This window comes from Corynebacterium sp., from assembly GCF_022712275.1.
GTDB lineage: Bacteria > Actinomycetota > Actinomycetes > Mycobacteriales > Mycobacteriaceae > Corynebacterium.
Genome location: NZ_JALAGU010000002.1, coordinates 39,758 through 60,088, shown reverse-complemented (window position 1 = coordinate 60,088; position 20,331 = coordinate 39,758). Strand labels below are relative to the sequence as shown.

At 68.5% G+C, this 20,331-nt stretch carries 12 protein-coding genes and 1 tRNA gene; 9 read left to right on the top strand and 4 right to left on the bottom strand.

Annotated elements, in window-relative coordinates:
- Positions 1 to 58 precede the first annotated feature (58 nt).
- Genes Q0A27_RS00330 through Q0A27_RS00315 form a run of 4 tightly spaced genes read left to right on the top strand, consistent with a single transcriptional unit; the run spans position 59 to position 10,228 of the window.
- A complete protein-coding gene (locus Q0A27_RS00330) occupies positions 59 to 3,433 on the top strand; it encodes an ATP-dependent DNA helicase (RefSeq protein WP_291473104.1) in 3,375 nt (1,124 codons plus the stop codon).
- The gene (locus Q0A27_RS00325) at positions 3,434 to 7,018 is read left to right on the top strand and encodes a UvrD-helicase domain-containing protein (protein WP_291473103.1); all 3,585 of its coding nucleotides are present in this window, start codon (positions 3,434 to 3,436) and stop codon (positions 7,016 to 7,018) included.
- Complete coding sequence (locus Q0A27_RS00320; protein WP_291473102.1) at positions 7,011 to 8,090, top strand: TrkA family potassium uptake protein; 1,080 nt, start codon at positions 7,011 to 7,013, stop codon at positions 8,088 to 8,090. Before Q0A27_RS00325 ends, Q0A27_RS00320 begins: the two co-directional genes overlap by 8 nt.
- A 5-nt stretch (positions 8,091 to 8,095) precedes the next feature.
- A complete protein-coding gene (locus Q0A27_RS00315) occupies positions 8,096 to 10,228 on the top strand; it encodes an ATP-dependent DNA helicase UvrD2 (RefSeq protein WP_291473124.1) in 2,133 nt (710 codons plus the stop codon).
- On the opposite strand, the gene Q0A27_RS00310 is transcribed toward Q0A27_RS00315, so the two are convergent.
- Positions 10,221 to 11,114: a hypothetical protein gene (locus tag Q0A27_RS00310; protein WP_291473101.1), complete on the bottom strand. Its 894-nt coding sequence runs from the start codon at positions 11,112 to 11,114 to the stop codon at positions 10,221 to 10,223. The genes Q0A27_RS00315 and Q0A27_RS00310 overlap by 8 nt on opposite strands.
- Before the next feature lie 62 nt (positions 11,115 to 11,176).
- On the opposite strand from Q0A27_RS00310, the gene Q0A27_RS00305 reads away from it, so the two are divergent.
- On the top strand, positions 11,177 to 11,737 hold the full coding sequence (locus Q0A27_RS00305) for a SprT-like domain-containing protein (protein ID WP_291473100.1): 561 nt from the start codon (positions 11,177 to 11,179) through the stop codon (positions 11,735 to 11,737).
- Between the two features lie 96 nt (positions 11,738 to 11,833).
- On the top strand, positions 11,834 to 12,919 hold the full coding sequence (locus Q0A27_RS00300) for a glutathionylspermidine synthase family protein (protein ID WP_291473099.1): 1,086 nt from the start codon (positions 11,834 to 11,836) through the stop codon (positions 12,917 to 12,919).
- Between the two features lie 18 nt (positions 12,920 to 12,937).
- Here Q0A27_RS00300 and Q0A27_RS00295 read toward each other — a convergent pair whose 3' ends face one another.
- Positions 12,938 to 13,540, bottom strand: a complete 603-nt coding sequence (locus Q0A27_RS00295) for a hypothetical protein (RefSeq protein ID WP_291473098.1) — start codon at positions 13,538 to 13,540, stop codon at positions 12,938 to 12,940.
- Positions 13,541 to 13,590: 50 nt separating this feature from the next.
- On the bottom strand, positions 13,591 to 15,066 hold the full coding sequence (locus Q0A27_RS00290; RefSeq protein WP_291473097.1) for a zinc-dependent metalloprotease: 1,476 nt from the start codon (positions 15,064 to 15,066) through the stop codon (positions 13,591 to 13,593).
- A 95-nt stretch (positions 15,067 to 15,161) separates the two neighbouring features.
- Between Q0A27_RS00290 and Q0A27_RS00285 the strand changes: the two genes are divergently transcribed.
- On the top strand, positions 15,162 to 16,316 hold the full coding sequence (locus tag Q0A27_RS00285; RefSeq protein WP_291473096.1) for a PDZ domain-containing protein: 1,155 nt from the start codon (positions 15,162 to 15,164) through the stop codon (positions 16,314 to 16,316).
- Between the two features lie 15 nt (positions 16,317 to 16,331).
- On the opposite strand, the gene Q0A27_RS00280 is transcribed toward Q0A27_RS00285, so the two are convergent.
- The gene (locus Q0A27_RS00280; RefSeq protein ID WP_291473095.1) at positions 16,332 to 16,901 is read right to left on the bottom strand and encodes a PPA1309 family protein; all 570 of its coding nucleotides are present in this window, start codon (positions 16,899 to 16,901) and stop codon (positions 16,332 to 16,334) included.
- Positions 16,902 to 17,022: 121 nt separating this feature from the next.
- Between Q0A27_RS00280 and Q0A27_RS00275 the strand changes: the two genes are divergently transcribed.
- Together Q0A27_RS00275 and Q0A27_RS00270 are read left to right on the top strand one after the other, a co-directional pair.
- Positions 17,023 to 20,091 (top strand): UPF0182 family protein, encoded by a 3,069-nt coding sequence (locus Q0A27_RS00275; RefSeq protein WP_291473094.1) that lies wholly within the window; start codon positions 17,023 to 17,025, stop codon positions 20,089 to 20,091.
- Positions 20,092 to 20,248: 157 nt separating this feature from the next.
- Positions 20,249 to 20,322, top strand: a tRNA-Met gene (locus tag Q0A27_RS00270).
- Positions 20,323 to 20,331 lie beyond the last annotated feature (9 nt).

Genomic DNA, 20,331 nt, shown 5'->3' with positions numbered 1-20,331 from the left:
CGTGGTGGACAGGACAGGCAGGCCGGACAGGACTGACCCCGGCGCTGCGCAGGACGCGGTGGACGACGCAGCGGACCGGGCGGCACAGGAGCGTACCGCGCGGGCCCGTGAGAACGCCCGCGCCGATGCCCGGCTGCGCCGACGGATCGGCTCGGCGGACAGCGTCCGGGTGCGCCTCGACACCGGTGTCGGAGCCGAACCCTCCGCCACGCACTCGCGGCAGTGGAGCGGTCTGGCCGGTGCTCTGGTCGCGGACGACGACCGCGCGCCCCGGGACCTGCCCTACGCCGTGCTCGGCGGCCCGGGTACCGGCAAGACCTCGCTGCTGCTCGATGCCCTGGTGACCTATCTGGGCAACGGGGGAGACCCGGCCGGCGTCATGGTCGTCACCCCCTCCAAGGAAGCGGCCGCGGACCTGCGTGGCCGGCTCACCGACCTGCTCTGCAGTCTTCCCGGCGGTGCCGGTGCCTCCGGGTACGCCGCCACCGGTACCCCTGTGCGTTCCGTGCACTCATGGGCCTTCGCTCTGCTGCGCGCCGTCGCACAACTGCGGGAGGAACCCCTGCCCCGGCTGATGACCGGTGCCGACCACGACCTGCTCATCCGGTCGCTGCTGCAGGGAAACGCCGAGGACGGCACCGGGTCCTGGCCCGAGCGCATCCGCCCGGCCCTGCCACTCGTCGGTTTCGCCCGGCAGCTCCGTGACCTGCTGCTGCGTGCCGAGGAGCGGGGGGTAGGACCCGACGCCCTCGCCGACCTCGGACGGGAACACGACTTCGACATGTGGGTCGGTGCCGGGGACTTCCTGCGCGAGAGCCGCCGGGTCGTGAAACTCTCCGGCTCCCATGCACTCAACGTCTCCGAGCTGCTGCACCGTGTCCTCGATGAACTCGAGAACACACCGGAAGGTCGCCGGATCCTCGACCGGCAGCGGGACACGGTGAAACTGCTGCTCGTCGATGACGCACATAACCTCGACCCGGCGTCCGCCCGTTTCCTGGAGATGCTCACCACGCCCGGGGCCCGCGTCCTCGTCGCCGGGGACGCCGACCAGTGCGTCTTCCATTTCCGTGGCGCCGACGAGGACTACCTCACCGGCCTGGCGGAGGACGCCGACCACCGGGTCGTCCTCTCCCGGTCGTACCGGCTGGGCACCGCGGCGGTCACCGCGGTGAACCGGCTGGGGCGGCTGCTGCCGCCGTCACGGATGCGGGTGCCGGTGCGTACCGCCGCTGCGTCAGTGCCTGATCCCGCCGCTGACCTCGTGGTCCGCCGTGCACCGTCGGTCACCTCCGAACGGCTCAGTGTCGCCGATGCGGTGCGTCGCGCCCATGTCACCGACGGCGTCGACTGGGACCGGATCGCCGTGGTCGTGCGTACCGCCGGGGAAATCCACCCGCTACGCCGCACCCTGCTCAGTCACGGTGTGCCGGTGAAGGTCGACCCGACGAGCGTGGTGCTGGCCGAGCAACCCCTCGTCTCCTCCCTGCTGCTTGCCCTCGACGCCCTCGTGCGACCACTGACTGTCGTTGAACTGCAGCAGCTCGTCGAGAGTCCGGTCGGTGGGGCGGATCCGGTGATGCTGCGCCGGATGGAACGCTCCCTCGCTCCGGTCCTGGTCGGGACGGGACTGCGCGCCATGGAGGCGGTCGGTCTCATGGTCACCGGCCGTGCCGACGAGCAGGCGGCCGAGGCGTGGCGTCGGCGCTTCGGCCCTCGCGAACTCGGTCTGCTCGACCAGGTCCGCGCCGTCATCGGCGCCGGACAGGACGCGGCGGAGGACGGTGGTTCGGTCGAGGCCGTGCTGTGGGCGGTGTGGCAGGCGACCGGTCTGTCGACCCGGCTGCAGACCCGGGCGCTGCGCGGCGGCACCCTCGGCTCCCAGGCCGACCGCGACCTCGACGCGGTCATGAGCCTCTTCGACCTGGCCGGTGACCTGGTCGAACGGACCCCAGCGATCACGCTCGAGACCTTCCTCGACGGTGTCCGTGCCCAGGAACTGCCCACCGGTGCCCGTGACCGCCGTGGGGTACGCCCCGATGCCGTGGAGATCCTGCCCGCCCACGCCGCCGCCGGGAGGGAATGGGAGGTCGTCATCGTCTCCGGGGTGCAGGAGGACAGCTGGCCGGCCGGCCCGACCGTCGGCGGATTGTTCGGCCAGCAGGAACTGGTCGACCTGCTGGACCGGGGTATTGAACCGTCCACCATCGTCTCCCGGGCCAGCAGTGCACTGGCCGAGGAGCGGCGACTGTTCCTTCTCGCCGTGTCCCGGGCCAGCAGGTACACCCTGGTCACGGCCGTGGAGTCCACCGGCGACGACGCCTCGGTCCCGTCGCGGTTCCTCGACGACATCACCGGTGACGACGGCAGTGGAGGTGCCGGAGATGCTGCCGCGGGAGACGACCCGGAGAGCGAACCCCGCCCCCACCCCGTCGACACCGTGGCAGACTCCCTGCCGCGGGTCCTGGCGATGGAGCCCCTCGTCGCCGAACTGCGCGACGCCGTCTGCGATCCCGACCGGCCAGGCCATGAGCGCCGCGCCGCCGCCGAGAATCTCGCGACCCTCGCCGAGGCCGGCGTCTACGGTGCCGACCCCGCCGACTGGTGGGGGACCGCCGGACCCTCCTCCACGGGCCCCGCCGTCGCCCACCGCCGCGGAGACAGTGAACCGACTCTGCGGATCAGCCCCACCACCCTGGAGAACCTCGGGCGAGCCACCGGTCCGGCCTGCGACCTGGCGTCATTCCTCGACACCCTGCGCAGCACCCCGACCACCGAACCGATGAAGGTCGGAACGCTCATCCACGCCCTCGCCGAGGGCTTCGCCGCCGGGCTCACCCCGGAGGACGCCGCCGACATCGTCCGCGAGGTCGTGCCCTGGCTCGTCGACGGTCCCGCGTGGACCGCGCGACCGCTGACCGAGAGCTGTCTCGAGGCCGTCGACCGGCTCCACGGCTGGCTGATCCAGCGTTCCGGGAGCGGCCGCACTGTCGAGGTCGAGAAGAAACTGGAGCACATGATCGGACACACCGACACCGGCCTGCCGGTCATCCTCGCCGGCCGCACCGACCGGCTGGAGACCACCGCAGACGGCGCGTCCACCGTCATCGACTTCAAGACCGGGAAGAACGCGAAGACCGTCAAGGAGGCAGCCGAGAGCCCGCAGCTGTCGGCCTACCAGCTCCTGGTCTCCCTCGAGGAGGGCCGCCGCGCCGACGGGGCGATGCTCGTCTACCCGCGGGTGGAGAACGCGAAGGTCAAGGTCCTGCAGCAGGGCCAGCTCAGCGAGGAGGACCTGGCGGAGTTCCGCGCCCTCGCCCTGGCCACCGCGGCACGTGTCGCAGGTCCGGGATTCAGTGCCACCGAAGCCTGCGGCGGCACAGAGTACGCGTGCCTGTGCCCCGCCTGCCGCGCCGGGGAGCAGGTGATCTAGATGGCTGACACGAGACCCCCCGTCGATACTGTCGACCCCGTCGAACTGTCGCAGCAGTGGCTGCGCCAGGCTTTCCCACCCACCGACCAGCAGGCCGCCGTCATCGGTGCGCCCGCCGGACCCATGCTGGTCGTCGCCGGAGCAGGAGCCGGAAAGACCGAGACGATGGCCGCCCGTGTCGTCTGGCTCGTCGCCAACGGTCTGGTGCTGCCCGAACAGGTCCTCGGCCTCACCTTCACCCGGAAAGCGGCCCGCGAACTCGGGGAGCGCATCCGTGCCCGGCTGCAGTCCCTGGCGTCCTCCGGGCTGGTGGAGTCCATGCCGGCGATCACCCCGACCGTCTCCACCTACGACTCCTTCGCCGGCGATATCGTCCGCGAGTACGGCCTGCTGCTGCCCACCGAACCCACCGGCCGCGTCATCACCGACACCGAGCGCTGGATGATCGCCCGCGACGTGGTGCTGGAACGCCCCACCGGGTTCACCACCCACCGTTCGGTGCCCACCATCATCGACGACATGCTGGAACTCAACGACGGCATGGACAACCACCTCGCCACCGTCACCGATGTGGCGGAGGAGTGCCGGGCGACCGCCGCGGAGATCGACGGCCTGCCCGACCGCGACGGCAAGGCGCTCAAAGGGGTGGACACCACCCTGCGGAAGATCGGGGACGCCCTGGTGTACCGGCAGGAACTCCTCGACGTGGTCACGGACTACCGGGCACGGCTCGCCGAGCGGAACCTCATGACCTTCGGCGCGCAGATGTCGAAGGCGGCTCAGCTCGTCGACGCGCACCCCGTGATCGGGGCTGCACAACGTCGCCGGTTCCGCGTCGTCATGCTCGACGAGTACCAGGACACCGGGCATGCCCAGCGCGTCCTGCTGCGAGGACTGTTCGGCGGTGGGGTCGACCCGGATCTCACCGTGACCGCCGTCGGCGACCCCATGCAGTCCATCTACGGTTTCCGAGGCGCGACGGCGGCGAACCTCACCCACTTCCGCACCGATTTCCCGACCGGGACCGGTCAGGATGCCACCCCGGCCCGCAGGCGGGAACTGACCACCTCCTGGCGCAACCCGGCACGCGTCCTCGATCTGGCGAACACCGTGTCCCGGTGGTCACTGGATGCCTCCGGCACCGGGTCACCGGCCGCGGTGTCCCCGCTGGTCTCCCGGCCCGGTGCCGGTAGCGGTGACGTGAAGGCCGCGTGGTTCGACACCCGCGAGGAGGAACTCGTCTGGCTGGCCGACGAACTCGCCGCCCGATACCACGGACGCGACACCTCCCGACCGTTCTCTGCGGCGGTACTGCTGCGCAAGAATGCCGAGGCGACACCGATCCACGACCTCCTCGTCGAGCGGGAGGTACCGGTGGAGATGTCCGACGGACCCGGCCTGCTCGAGGTACCCGAGGTCGCCGACGTGTACGCTACGCTGCGCGTCCTCGTGGACCCCTCCGACGACATCGCCCTGCTCCGCCTGCTAACCGGCGTGCGGTGGAACATCGGTGCCGCTGACCTGCAGGCTCTGGCGCGACGGGTCGACCAGCTGTCGCTGCGGGACCGCCGGGTCGACGGTGGAGCCGAGGGCACTGACGGTGAAGCCGCCGACGACGATGACGCCGACGAACCCACCGGTCTCACCGCCCTGGTGACCCCGCATCCTGGTGACTCCCCGGCGATGGCCACGGTCCGTGAGCGCCTCGCCGACATCGACCGCGACTCCTCCCGCGTCCCCGTCGGCCTGGCGGAGGCGCTGGCCGATCTGCGTGGCATGGAGGAGTTCGGCATGTCCGGGGAAGGCCAGCAACGTCTCAGCGACCTGGGCCGGGAACTCCGCTTCCTGCGCCTGCAGTCGCTCGGCAAACCGCTCAACGACCTCGTCGCCGACATCGAGCAGATGCTCGGGGTGCGCACCGAGGTTCTCACCCGCTACCACCGCGACCGGCGTCGTTCCATCGGTGCCAGCCACCTCGACCGCTTCGCCGAGGTCGTCCGGTCCTTCGCCGACCTCTCCGGCGCGTCCCCAGGGGCGCTGGTGGACTACCTGCGCGCCGCCGAGGCCCGCGAGAAGGGGCTCGACGCCGGTGAGGTGGAGAAGCGCAGCGACTGTGTCCAACTGCTCACCGTGCACAAGGCCAAAGGCCTGGAGTGGGAGATCGTCGCGGTACCGCACGCGACACGCAAGACCTACGCGGACGCCGTGAAACGCCCGACCGTCGGGTCCTGGACCACCAACGCCCGTATCCTGCCCTCCGGTCTGCGCGGCGACGCCACCGAGGACCCGGCCGACATCACCGGCATGCCGGTGCTCGACCTCTCCGACGTCGTCGACCGCAAGGGCGTCGTCGAGGCGGAGGACGCCTTCAAGGTCGCCCTCGGTGTCCACGCCGCCAAGGAGGACGACCGGCTGTTCTATGTCGCCGTGACCCGCGCCGAGGAGACCCTGCTGGTATCCGGCGCGGCGTTCAACAAGGACGACAAGAAGCCGGTGGACCCGTCTGTCGCGCTCACCCTCATCCGTGACCGGCTCGCCACGTCCGCCCCGGAATGCGTGGCGACCTGGTCGGACCTCGGCATGGTCTACTCGAAGGATGAACTGAAACGGCTGGTGAAGGCCCGTGAGGACGGCGCACTGCAGCACCGGGAGGACGCGGTGATGGTGCCGGAGAACCCGGCGGCCCGCAATGACCTGGTCGAGGCCTACATCCGTGAACTACCCGAGACGCCACCGGCACAGTGGCCGCGTCCCACCATCACCGAGCGATTGCCCGGCGTGGCCGACGGGGCGGACCTGGTGCGCGCCGCGATGGCGGCGCGTGACGCGGCAGACCCGGACCAGGAAGACAAGGCCCCGGACGCCGGGACCCTGGCCGACGAGTGGGCGCGTGAGACCGCACTTCTGGCCCGCGAACACCGGGAGCAGACCGTGCCCGAGGTCGTTGTTCCGCTGGGCTCCCGGCTGACGGCGACCGAGGCGGTGGCCCTGTCCCGTGACCCGGAGGAGTTCGCCCGTCGGCGGCGCCGCCCGGTGCCGCTGGAACCACGGCCGTACACCAAACGCGGCACGGCATTCCACAACTGGGTCGAACAGCACTACGGTGCGGTCGGCCTGTTCGACGAGGACGAGTTGCCGGGTGCGGCGGACGCCACCCTCGCCGACCCGGTCCTCGCCACCCTGAAGCAGAGGTTCCTCGACAGTGAGTGGGCGGACCGTACCCCGGTGAGCGTGGAGGGCTCCTACTCGGTGACCCTGGCCGGGCACCTTTTCGAGGGGCGCATCGACGCCGTCTTCCATGACGGCGACGATCCGCTGACCGGCTGGACGGTCGTGGACTGGAAGACGGGGCGCAGGCCGACCGGTCGGGACCTGGCCGACGCGTCCCTGCAACTGGCCGTCTACCGGCTCGCCTGGGCGGAACTGCTCAGTGCCCGGCACGGACGACCGGTCGACCCGGCGAACGTGCGTGCCGCCTTCCACTACGTGGTCTCGAACGAGACCTGGGAACCGGGTACACTGCCGTCTGCAGAAGACCTGGCCGGATGGCTGGCCGGACCGGACGGAGGGCTAGAGGATGCGTGACAGGTTGCGTGACCGTCTCGGCGCGGACAAGGACATCGACGCCCTCCCGCCGCATGCTCTGATAAAAGTCATCAGCATCCCGGAGCCGGCACAGGCCAGCCCCTGGTGGTTGATCGCGCGTCGGATGGCATACGCCCTGATCCTCATCATCCTGTCATCGACCGTGGTCTACCTCGACCGGGACGGATACAAGGGCGTCCACACGTTCCTGGACGCCGTGTACTACTCGGCGGTGTCGCTGTCGACCACGGGCTACGGGGACATCACCCCGGTGACGCAGGAGGCCCGCCTGCTCAACGTGCTGCTCATCACCCCGATGCGCGTCATCTTCCTGGTCCTCCTCGTCGGCACGACGCTCTCCGTGCTCACCGAGGAGTCACGGAAGGCACTGAAGATCCGCCGCTGGAGGAGAAGAATGCGTAACCACACCGTCGTCATCGGCTACGGCACGAAGGGCCGCGCGGCGACCACCGCGCTGCTCGCCGACGGCGTCCCCGCCGACCGCATCGTGGTGGTTGACTCGGATCCGGAGGCACTGGCCCATGCGTCCTCCCGCGGTCTGGTGACCGTGCAGGGCACGGCGACGAAGTCCGACGTGCTCAAACTCGCCGGCGTGACCCGTGCCCGGGCGGTCGTCGTCGCCCCGAACCTCGATGACACGGCCGTGCTGATCACCCTGTCGGTCCGGGAGATCGCCCCCTCGGCGACGATCGTGGCCAGTGTGCGCGAGTCGGAGAACTCCCACCTGGTGCGGCAGTCCGGCGCGGATTCGGTGGTGATCTCCTCGGAGACCGCCGGCCGGATGCTCGGTCTGGCGACCGTCAGCCCGTCGGTCACCGGCATGATGGAGGACCTGCTCAGCCCCGACGAGGGCTTCTCTATCGCCGAGCGTCTCGTCGCCGAGGACGAGGTCGGCGGCAGCCCGCGCAACCTCGAGGACATCGTGCTGGGCGTGGTGCGTTCCGGTGAGCTCTACCGCATCGACTCGGTGGAGGCGGAGACCGTGGAACCCGGCGACCGGATCCTCTACATCCGGCGGATCACCGACGACGCCGAACCTGAACGGAAGTGAGTGGAGTGAACGGCGCCCACTCCCGGCTCGGACAGCTCAACCTGGACGCCCTGGACCCGGAACAGCTGCGTGCGGCGACGGCACCGCGTGGTCCGGTGGCGATCATCGCCGGTGCCGGCACCGGTAAGACCCGCACCATCACCCACCGGATCGCGCACCTGGTCGCCGGTGGTTTCGTGAACCCGGACCATGTCCTGGCGGTCACCTTCACCACCCGTGCCGCCGCGGAACTGCGCGAGCGGCTGACGATGATGGGTGTCGCCCGGGTGCAGGCCAAGACCTTCCACGCCGCCGCCCGTGGCCAGCTGCACTACTTCTGGCCCCGGTTCGTCGGGGACACTCCCTGGCAGCTGCTGGACTCGAAGTTCCCCTTCGTCGCCCGGGCCTGCCGGGCCAACGGTGTGGCGACCGACAAGACGACCCTGTCCGACCTGCTCGGGGAGATCGAGTGGGCGAAGTCCTCGCTCATCGCCCCGGAGGACTACCCGGCGCATATCGGCCCCGACCGCCGGGACTGCCCGGTGGCACCGGAACAATTCGTCCGCATCTTCGAGGGTTACGAGAATTCGAAGGTGACCGGCGAGGGCGTCTACCTCGATTTCGATGACCTGCTGCAGTCCATGGCCGGTGCGATCGAGGCGGACCCGGGTGTCGCCGACGAGTTCCGGTCGCGCTACCGCACCTTCGTCGTCGACGAGTACCAGGATGTCACCCCGCTGCAGCAGCGGCTGCTGGACGCCTGGCTCGGGGACCGTGACGATCTCACCGTTGTCGGTGACGCGAACCAGACGATCTACTCCTTCAACGGCGCGACCCCGGAGCACCTGCTCCGTTTCTCGTCGCGCTACCCGGAGGCCACGACGGTCCGCTTGTTCCGTGACTACCGGTCGACGCCGCAGGTCGTGGACCTGGCGAACAAGGTCATCAGCCGGGCGACCGGGCGTGCCGCGGGAACCCGCCTGGAGCTGGAGGGTCAGCGTCCGGCAGGCCCCGCCCCGGAGTTCACCGAGTACTCCGACGAAGCAGCCGAGGCCACCGGTGTCGCTGAGCGGATCGCCGCACTGATCGCCTCGGGTGTCTCCCCGTCGGAGATCGCGGTGCTCTACCGGATCAACGCCCAGTCCGCGGCGCTGGAGTACGCACTGGACGCAGCCGGCATCAGCTACCAGGTCAAGGGCGGGGACGGATTCTTCCAGCGTCCGGAGATCCGGCAGGGCGTCAACGCGTTGGCCGACGCGGCCCGGAAACTCTCGCGTCGTGACCCCGGAGCAGAGCATCAGCCGCGCCCCACACCGGAACAGCTGGTCAACCAGGTCCGTGCCGCGCTGGTCCCGGTGGGGCTGACTCCGACCGAGCCGACCGGTGCCCAGGACCGGGCCCGCTGGCAGTCCCTCGGTGCACTGGTGGACCTGGCGGAGGAGCTCTCCACCGCCACCCCGGGCCTGGACATGACGAACCTGTTGGGCATCCTGCGCGAGCGCGCCCAGGCAAAGAACCCACCGAAGGTCGAGGGTGTGACGCTCGCCAGTATCCACGCGGCCAAGGGCCTGGAGTGGGACGCGGTCTTCCTCATCGGCCTGGTCGACGGCACCGTGCCAATCCGGCACGCGCTGAAGGGCACCCACTCCGAGGACGCCATCGAGGAGGAGCGTCGACTGCTCTACGTCGGAGTGACCCGTGCCCGCGAGGTGTTGGAGCTGTCCTGGGCACAGGCCCGCCAGCCCGGCGGCAAGGCGTCGCGGCGCAGGACGCGGTTCCTCGACGGTCTGGTGCCGTGGGAGAAGGCGGACGCCGTGTCCGGAGCACGTGAATCCACGGTCAAGGGCGCACCGAAGAACGCCTGTGCGGTGTGCGGGACACGGCTGACCACGCCCGAGCAGCGGATCCTCGGACGCTGCGACGCCCACGCCGAAGACGGTGACCAGGTGCTCGTCACCGAACTGCGGTCCTGGCGCACCACCCTGGCCAGGGAGCGGGACGTGCCGGCCTATGTGGTGATGAGTGATGCGACGTTGAAGGCCGTGGCACTGAAGGCGCCGATCTCGGCGCGGGATCTGCTGAAAGTGCCGGGGATCGGTCCGGCGAAGGTGGAGCAGTTCGGCGAGGACATCCTCGACATCGTGAAGAACTTCAGCTGAGCGGCACCACCGCGCAGGATGCACATCCGGGATGCTGAGGCACCTCGGTCACTGAGATGTCGAAGGTCAACGGATCGAGGTACCGACGCCCTGCCAGCACGTCCGGGACCACCCATGACGGTGCGTCCGGTCCGATGGTCTTGAGTGACACCAGATCACGGACCATGTCTGCCGCCATAGACATCGAGTACTCGATCATGTGGTCCACCGACGGAGACATTCCCTCGGCGGCCTGGCCACGGACGGTCCGCCACTGGGCGTCTGCGGTCAGTGAGGTGGCGTCCAGGCAGGACAGGCACCCCGTCCCACCGGGCAGGACCATCGGGCCCACCGTCACCCTCGCATCGACCACACCACAGGTCAGGTGGGGTACGCCCAGCTCCATGAGCCGGTAAGTGATGTCGGCGGGTGGGAACAGCATCCCGGCGATGACCACCAGGTCATCACCCGACAGGCGTCCGAAGGCGGGTGTGCCGGGTGTGATCCCGGAACAGGGGACCCCGGTCCGGCGCAGATGCCGCAGCAGCGAGCGGGTGTAGAGCGACACGCCCAGGACATGGACGCGCATCCCGTAGCCGGCCGGGCGGGCGGACAGCACCCCGGCGGCAAGCAGTTCGCCGAGAATGCCGCGGGCATGGACCACCGGTACACCGCAGTGGTGGAGGAGCCGGACCACCGCGTGATCCGGCAGTGGTCGGCGTAGTTCTCGCATCACCTGGTGGATCTGGTCGACCTCGACCTGCGGCGGAAGGCCGAGTACCAGGGCGTGCTCCGGTACCGCCCTGAACTGCAGGTGTCCGTCGGACCGGATGATGAGATCGGTACCGTCGCGCAGCTGCAGCAGGCGAGGAATACGCTGGATACGCTGCTCAGATACATCTGTCATGTAGAGTCCCCCTCAATGAAGTCCCTTGATCCCCAGTCGATGCACCCAGTGTAGAGGACGTGATGAGTACCCGGCAGCACCCTACGGCAGCACAGCAGGAGGTCGTCGCGGAATTCGCCCCGGACGTGGAGATCCGGCTGTCCGCGAAGCGACGCCGCACCATCGCCGCGCGCATGGAGGCAGGCAAGGTCGTGGTGCTGGCCCCGCTGTCGATGTCGGCGAAGGAGCTGCGTTCCAGTGCCACAGAGCTGGTGGAGAAAGTGAAGCGTCGCCACACCGGGGCGTCCCAGACCGGGGAATCGGACGCGCTGATGCGCCGAGCGCGGACGCTGAACCAGAAGTACCTGGAGAACCGGGCGGAGTTCACCAGCGTGAAGTGGGTGACGAACATGAGTCGACGGTGGGGGAGCTGTTCGGTGGATTCGGGACGGATCCGGATCTCCTCGCGGCTCAAGGACGTGCCTGAGTACGTGCTGGACTCGGTGCTCATCCATGAGATGGTGCACACCTGGATCCCGGACCACGGTCCCGAGTTCAAGGAGTGGGCGGCGAAGGCCCCGTACGCCGACCGGGCGACCGGGTACCTGGAGGCGTACAGCAGGTGGGCACCCACCGCATCCTGAGACCGGCTCCGTAGACTGGCCGGTATCGGACACGGCAGATCAGGACGCCCCCGGAGTCACGGCAGGCGTCGGGTCTCCGGCGTCGTCGCGCACGGCGTGACCGCCGCACTCGCCACCACCCTCACCGGCTGCTCCTCGGAGAGCAACGAAGTGGAGGACGCCGAGTACGCGAAGATCTGCCGCGACGAGACCACCGAGGAACGGCTGCCTGACGAGGAGTGCGAGGAACCCGTCGGCAACTCCCACATGCACGCCGGCTGGTTCTTCCTGCCGCGGCTTCCGGGTGGCGGGCGCACGAATGTGCCTGCGGTCGGTACACCGGTCGAGGCGGACTCCGGGACGACCTCGGTGCCGGCCGGGACGAAGACACAGACTGCACCGCGAACCGGCGGGAACATCACCCGAGGCGGGGTCGGTTCGACCGGCGGCGGGGCCGGAAACCCGGGTGATTCCGGCAGTTCCGGTCACGGCCACAGCATGGGAGGTCAGGGGACACCGGCGGAGCGCATCACCTGTACCCCGCGGGAGGGCTGGGAGGAGATCATCCGGTCCCAGGGAGTGACCTGCCCACACAGCGTCCGCGATTCCGGGTCCGATGCCGGGTCCGATTCCGGGCCCGATTCCGGGCCCGATGTCGGGACCGGGGTCGAGGCCCTGGAGGTGCAGACCGAGAACCTGCACAAGATGGCCCTGGAGGCCGCCCGTTTCCTCACCGACGAGCAGTGGAAGCCGGGCAGCCGGTGGTACCGGTACGAAGACCTCTACGGTCGGGAACGGGACGGCGGCGCCTGGGAACAGTGGAACTTCCTCTTCGAGTGGGACGCCAGGCTCGAGGAGCTCGTCGACATGGACGACCGGCCGAACCAGATCATCTTCAAGCTCTACCCCTGGGAGGAGATGATGGGGGAGGAGTTCGGCTCGCTGCCGGCGACACAGTGTCCGACCGGCTGGATCGAACCGGTGTGGAAGATGTTCCTGTCCACCAAGGTGCCGGGTGCGGGGATGTGGCAGCAGTACACGCAGATCCCGAACTTCCCCGGACCCGACGACGGTGCGCCGAACCACCCGGTACCGGGCGCCTGGGTCGTCAACGGCGAATCCGTGGGCGTGGGCATCCGCGAATCCGACGGGCCGGTCACCGACTACCGGTTCCGTTTCGTGCCCGACCTCATCCACGGCTGAGCGGGTCGGTGCCATCCTTCAGAACGGCAGCGGCCCCGGTGCCTTGAGTACCCCGAGCTCCTCCGGTTCCCCGGTCACGCCGAACCTGTCGAGCAGCATGTCGAGGGTGGCGGCGTCCCTCCCTTTCGTACCGTCCAGGTGGACGGCGTAGCCGCTCTCCGGCATCTTCAGCCACAACTGCCGGTTCCTGCGCTGCATCTCGCCTCGGTCGTCGACCCTCTCCCACAGGACGTAGCGGGGCGTCACCGCCGCGTAGCGGAAGGACGCCGTGGACCCGCGGTAACGTTCGACGACCGCACCGTCGCTGAAGAGATGCATGGCGGCCCCGCCCCGCCACAGTGGCCCCACCATGTTGATCAGCATGGCGACCGTGATTCCGGCGAGGATCCAGCCCAGCAGGTCGGGCAAGAGGTTCTGTCGGATGTCGACGAGGAGCAGCGCGCCGATGGCGACCGCGACCGGCAGAGTGACGCGCCAGGTCTGCCGGTCACCGCTGCGGTTGATCCGCACCGACATCTGGTGTTCCCCCAGGTGCTCGTCCCCGGCAAGCTCCCGGGCGGCCGCGGTCACCGGGACATGGCGGACGCCGTCCCGCCTGCGGGTCTCTCCCTTGCCGGTCATACCTTGCAGTATGCGACACCTGCGGGGAGTTCCGTCACTCCCACGCGGGGCTACTTGCCGGCGTCGTCCCCGTCGGATCCCTTGTCGGAATCGTCGTCACCCTTGTTGAGCTCGCGCTCCAGCTTCTCGATCTCGCTGATCGGGTCGAAGTCCTTACCCTCGGTCTCGCCGAGGATGGAGTCGATGAACTCGGCCGGGGCGTCGAGGTCGGAGTCGACCGGGAGGAAGTCGGGGTGGTTCCACACGGCGTCCCGGCGCTCCTTGCCGACGGCGAAGGTCAACCGTGCCCACAGCTCGGCCGCCTGATTGGCCTTCGGGGCGGACAGGTCGATGCCGACGGTCCTGGCCAGCGCGGACATGCCCGGCTGGTCGGAGTCGCGGAAGACGGACCACGCTGCCTGGATGCTCGCCGTGGTCGGCAGCCGGTTGCCCAGCGCCTCGCCGACGACGTAGTCCACCCAGCCCTCGACCAGCGACAGGCTGGTCTCGAGCCGGATCCGGGCGTGGTCGGTGGAGGAGACGATCTTCGGGGCGAGATCCTGGTTCTGCAGGCTCTCCATCATCTCCTGCATCTTCTGCGGGTCACCCATGCTCTCCGGATCGAACTCGCGGGTCGCCTCCTCCAGGGCGGAGTTGTCCAGCGACAGGCCGGTGGCGAACTCCTCCACGTCGAGGATCAGGCGCTCCACCAGCCACGGCACATGCTGGAACAGGCGCAGGTGCGCGGCCTCACGGGCGGCGAGGTAGATCAGTGTCTCCCGACGCTCCGCACCGAGCTTCTTCGACAGGTCGTCCAGTCGGGCGGTCGCGACCGCTGCGACGGTGGAGTCCGCCAGCGGGATACCCCACTGTGTCGAGATCGCGACCTCCTTGGCCAGCTCGCCGAGGGCGTGGCCGAGCTGCATCCCGAAGTTCATGCCGTTGATCTGGCTGAGCATGCCGGTCATCGGGCCGAGCTGTTCGCGGGCCTCCGCCGGTAGACCCTCGAGGGTGGCGTCGCCCAGCTTGGACGCCAGGGGGTCGATGATGCGGCGCCACCGCGGCATCGTCTCCTCAAGCCACTTCTCGGCCGAGAAGGCGACCGACCCGGTCGCACCGGCAGGCAGCACGGTGGACTCGTCGAGCCACAGCTCAGCCAGTCGCACGGACTCGGCGACGGCCTGCGAGTCATGACTGGAGGGGGTGCGGGCCGCGGCGCCGGAGATCTGCTGACGCGCGATCCGACCTGCCAGGGCGTAGTTCACCGGCCCCTGGGCGTCCGGGGAGTTCATGTCCCTGCCGAAGCCGCTGAGCATCGCGCCGAACTGGCCCAGGATGTCCCCGATCCCCGGGCCCTGCTGGCCGCCCTGGCCCCCCTGGCCGAAACCGCCCTGACCCCCCTGTCCGCCGAAGAGGAACCCGAAGGGGTTCGCCCCGAAGCCGAAGGGGTCGTTGTTGTTGCCGTTTCCGTTGTCTCCGTTGTTGCGGTCGGAATCGTCGTTGTCGTCGTCGCTGGAGCCGTGGAAGCCGAATCCGAAGTTGCTCATGTCCTGAGCCTACCTGCGCCCCCGACGTCCCCGTGGCCTACGCGGGCCCGGATGCGTGCGCTGTCAGCGAACATCTCCACGGTAGGGTGGGACGGGTGAAATTCCGTAGTTCCTCCTCCGGCGCCCAGTCCGACACCCCGGACACCGGTGGTCGCCGCCGCGTCCGCACCATCGCCGTCGGTGCCCTGCCGGTCGTCGTGATCGTCGCGCTGCTCGGCATGACGAGCATCCCCGGTACCGACATCAACCTCACCGTCCCTTTCGCTGCGGAGGGGGAGGGGCCGACCTTCAACACCCTCGGCGATGTCGACGGCACCCCGGTCGTCGACATCACCGGGGTGGACGACGACGAACTCGACGAGACCTCCGGCAACCTCAACATGACCACCGTCGCGGTGCGCACGAAGATGACGCTGCCGCAGATGATGGGACGCTGGCTCGCCAGCGACGACACGGTCGTGCCGCTCGAGACCGTCATCCCCGCCAACTCGAACGCCGAGGAGGTCGCGCGGCAGAACGCCGCGGCCTTCGCGTCCTCCGAGTCCAATGCGACGGTCGCCGCGATGAACCACCTCGGACGCCCTCTGGAGACCATGGTCTACGACGTCAGCGAGGGCGCACCCGCCGACGGTACGGTGAAGATCAATGACGTCATCACCTCCGTCGACGGCACCGACGTCACCGTGCCCGGCGATGTCTCCGACGCCATCGGTGACAAGTCACCCGGCGACGAGGTCACCCTCGGCATCGACCGTGGCGGGAAGACGGAGACCGAGACGGTCACCCTCGGCGAGATGCCGGACGAACTGGCCGGTGACGAGGAAGCCGAGGCAGCGACCGGTGGTAACGGCAAGGCCTTCCTCGGCGTCACGATGGTCGCCCAGCCCGCCGACGGGATCCGGGTCGAGTACAACCTCAAGGACATCGGTGGCCCGTCAGCCGGCCTGATGTTCTCCCTCGCCGTGGTCGACAAGCTGTCCCCCGGGGAGCTCTCCGGAGGAGAGTTCGTCGCCGGTACCGGCACCATCGCCTCCGACGGCACGGTCGGCCCGATCGGCGGGATCACCCACAAGATCTCCGCGGCGAAGAACGCGGGCGCCTCGGTCTTCCTCGTCCCGGCGGGGAACTGCTCCGAGGCGTCCTCGGCGGACAGCGGTGACATGACGCTGCTCGAGGTGGACACCCTCGACGGCGCGGTTGATGCGCTCACCGCCCACAACAAGGGCGAGGACGTCGAGACCTGCGGCTGACGTCCTGCGGGAAATCTACCGGTCCCCGTCGAAGTCGTCCTGCTCGAAGGACGCCCGTAGTGCGGCGATGACGCCGGGCGCGAGGTTGTCGCCGCCGAGCAGTTCGACACGGTCCTGGCCGAAGGGGTCTGCGTCCAGTTCCTCCTCGGTCGGACGCAGCTGGACCAGGGTACGGTCCGGGCCACCGTCGACGATGCCCGAGAAGAAGCGCGCCGGGCGGGGAGTGGGGTCGGCACCGGGGGCGGCGTTGGAGAACATGATCTCCTGGGCTAGCACCGCTCCGACGACCAGCGGGGGCCACCGGGCCGAGCCGATGTAGTCGCCGAGCTCCTCGGAACCGGGGAGGATATGTTCCGGCAGCTCGTCCTGAACCACGAGGGTCAGGGGATGACGCGCCGCGTCGAGGTCGGTCTCCTGACCGCCGGCGGCGAGGGTGTCCTGCACGAGATGGGCGGGGACCAGCGCGAACAGTGTCGGCGGGCGGTCCCAGCCCTCGGCCTGGACGAAGTCCACGGCCTCGCGGAGGGCCGCAGTGAGTGGCCGCAGGTCGCTCCGGTAGTCGAGCTCGTGGTGAGCGTCGTTCATCTTATGTCCCTCTCTCGTCGGCCGCAGTACAGTCGGTAGGTATTCTAGGCACTACGCCCCGGGCACTGTCGTCACCCGACCGTCCCGGGCCACAGCCCGACCGCCAGGAGAAGAGCGCCCCTTGTCATTACCGTCCGTCCCGTCCCTGCCCGACCTGCCCAAACCAGGGCGGAAGGCGAAGATCTTCGGCACCATCGCCGTCGTTCTCGTCGTCCTGGTCTTCCTGCTCCCGGTCCTCGTGTCCAACTACACGGAACTCAAGTGGTTCCAGTCGGTGGACATGCCGAAGGTGTACTGGGGGGTGATCATCACCCGCATCATCCTGTTCGTCATCTTCGCCCTCGTCGCCGCGGCCATCGTGTGGGGTGCGGCCTACGCCGCCTACCGCTCCGCCGACAAGTCCCCGGAATCCCTGGCCGGGCTCGAGGCGTCCTCCCCGCTGGCCGAGCACCAGCCGGCGATCCGTCGCTCGCTGCGTCCTTTCCTGATCATCATCCCGGTCATCGCCGGCATCATCGCCGGCATGGTGGCCCAGGGCAACTGGCGCACCGTGCGCCTGTTCATGTCCGGCGGTGATTTCGGGGTCACTGACCCGCAGTTCCACAAGGATCTCGGGTTCTACGCCTTCACCCTGCCGTTGCTGCAGTTCATCCTCTCCACGCTGTCCGTCCTGGTCATCGTGGCCTTCCTCATCAACCTGGTGGCCCACTACCTGCTCGGCAACATCACCACGGGTAACCCCCGCACCGGTGAGAAGGCCGGCATCAAGTCCCCGGCACTGCGTCAACTCGCGGTCATCGCCGGAATCTTCATGCTGATCAAGGCCGCGGACTACTGGTTCGACCGCTACGGCCTGCTCAATAAGTCGCACTCCACTTTCACCGGTGGTTCCTACACGGACATCAACGCCGTGCTGCCGGCGAAGATCCTGCTGCTCATCGTCGCCATCTTCGTGGCGATCATGTTCTTCGGTACCCTGGTGCTGCGCGACCTGCGTCTTCCGGCCCTCGCCGTGGTACTCATGGTCGTCTCCTCGTTGGCGATCGGCGTCGGCTGGCCGGCGATCATGGAGCAGTTCTCCGTCAACCCGAACCGCGCGGAGAAGGAGCGGGAGTACATCGCCCGCAACATCGAGTCCACCCGTCAGGCATACGGCATCGAGACGATGACCGACTCCTCCCGGGAAGACTACGAAAACCCCGACGGCCAGGTCATCTACGACCGCGACTGGGGCGGCGAGACCTCCGGTGACGCCAGTGAGCGCCGCTCGATCGCCGACGATGACGCGACCCTGTCGAACATCCGTCTTCTCGATCCCGAGGTGCTGTCGCCGACCTTCACCCAGCAGCAGCAGCTGCGTAACTTCTACGGCTTCTCCGATGAACTGTCTGTGGACCGTTACGAGGTTGACGGCGACATGCGTGACTTCGTTGTCGCAGCCCGCGAGATCGACCCGAACTCGCTGTCCGGCAACCAGACCGACTGGATCAACAAGCACACCGTCTACACCCACGGCAACGGCTTCATCGCCGCGCCGGCCAACAAGGTCGACGAGGTTGCGCAGGACGCCGCGTCCGCCCGTGGTGGTTACCCGGTCTACACCGTCGCCGACCTGCAGCACGCCGAGGGCGACCAGGGTGGCGAGCTTGAGCTGGATCTCGATCAGCCGCGTATCTACTTCGGTCCGACGATCTCCGGCTCGGTCAACCAGGGCGAGGACTACGCCATCGTCGGTGACGACGGCTCCGGCAGTGACCGTGAGTACGACACCGACAACACCAGCTACACCTATACCGGCACCGGTGGCGTGAACGTCTCCAACTTCTTCAACCGTGCGATGTACGCCGCGAAGTACCAGGAGATGAACATCCTTCTGTCCGACGTCATCGGTGACGACTCGAAGATCCTCTACGACCGTGACCCGCGTGAGCGTGTCCACAAGGTCGCCCCGTGGCTGACCACCGACTCCAAGACCTACCCGGTGGTCATTGACGGCCGCATCAAGTGGGTCGTCGACGGTTACACCACCCTGGAGAACCTGCCCTACGCCGAGCGCACCCAGCTGGATTCCGCGATCGAGGACGCCGTGGTCAACGACCCCGCCGCCCAGCAGAATGCGGTGACCAACTCGGTGAGTTACATCCGCAACTCCGTCAAGGCCGTGGTGGATTCCTACGACGGCTCCGTCGACCTCTACGAGTTCGACGAGGAGGACCCGGTGCTCAAGGCCTGGGAGGGTGTCTTCCCGGGCATCGTCAAGGACAAGAGCGAGATCAGCGATGAGCTGATGGACCACCTGCGGTACCCGGAGGACCTGTTCAAGGTCCAGCGCGAACTCATCGCCAAGTACCACGTCGATGACCCGGGCGTGTTCTTCACCAACGACGCCTTCTGGTCCGTGCCCTCCGACCCCACCGGTCCGGAAGGTACCCAGGATCTGGCTCAGCCGCCGTACCACGTGGTCGCGACCGACCCGGTGACGAACAAGCCGAGCTTCCAGCTGATCACCCCGTTCCGTGGTCTGCGGCGTGAGTTCCTGTCGGCGCACATGACGGTCAGCTCCGATCCGGAGACGTCCGGCCGGATCTACGTCCGCCAGCTGCCGACGAACACCCAGACCCAGGGTCCGAAGCAGGCGCAGGACACGATGATGTCCTCCGACGAAATCGCCCGTGAGCGCACCCTGCTGCAGGGTTCCAACACCCTGACCAACGGCAACCTGCTGACCCTGCCGGTCGGTGACGGTCAGATCCTCTACGTCGAGCCGGTGTACTCGCAGCGTGCCGACCAGGAGTCCGCCTTCCCGAAGCTGCTGCGTGTGCTCGTCAGCTACAACGGTCAGGTCGGATACGCACCGACTATCTCCGGGGCACTCGAGCAGGTCGGCATCGACCCGGGTGCGGTGACCGACGTCGCCGGCGATGACGGGAGCTCGGGCAACACCGGTTCCACCGACACGGACAGCGATTCGGATTCGGACGCCGACAAGGACGATTCCTCGGATGACCAGAGCTCCGGCTCCGGTGCGACCAGCGGGACCGGTACCGGTGCCGCCCCGACCGCCGAGCAGATGACGCGGATCAACGACGCCATGGAGGCAGTGCAGGACGCCCGTGAGAACGGCACCTTCGAGGAGTTCGGTAAGGCCCTCGATGAACTGGACGCCGCTATCGCCGCCGCGGACAAGTAGTCGCTGACGGTGCTGCGTCGCTGACCGTCCTGTGATCCCCTGATCGCCCTGATTTCCAGAGTGACCAGGGGATTTCACATTGTCCGGTGTGCGCGCTACACTATGGGAGTCGCTGAGAGAGCGGGTCGCACAGACCGGCTATTCATCAGTTACCCGTCGCGGGGTGGAGCAGCTCGGTAGCTCGCTGGGCTCATAACCCAGAGGTCGTAGGTTCGAATCCTGCCCCCGCTACAAAGGACG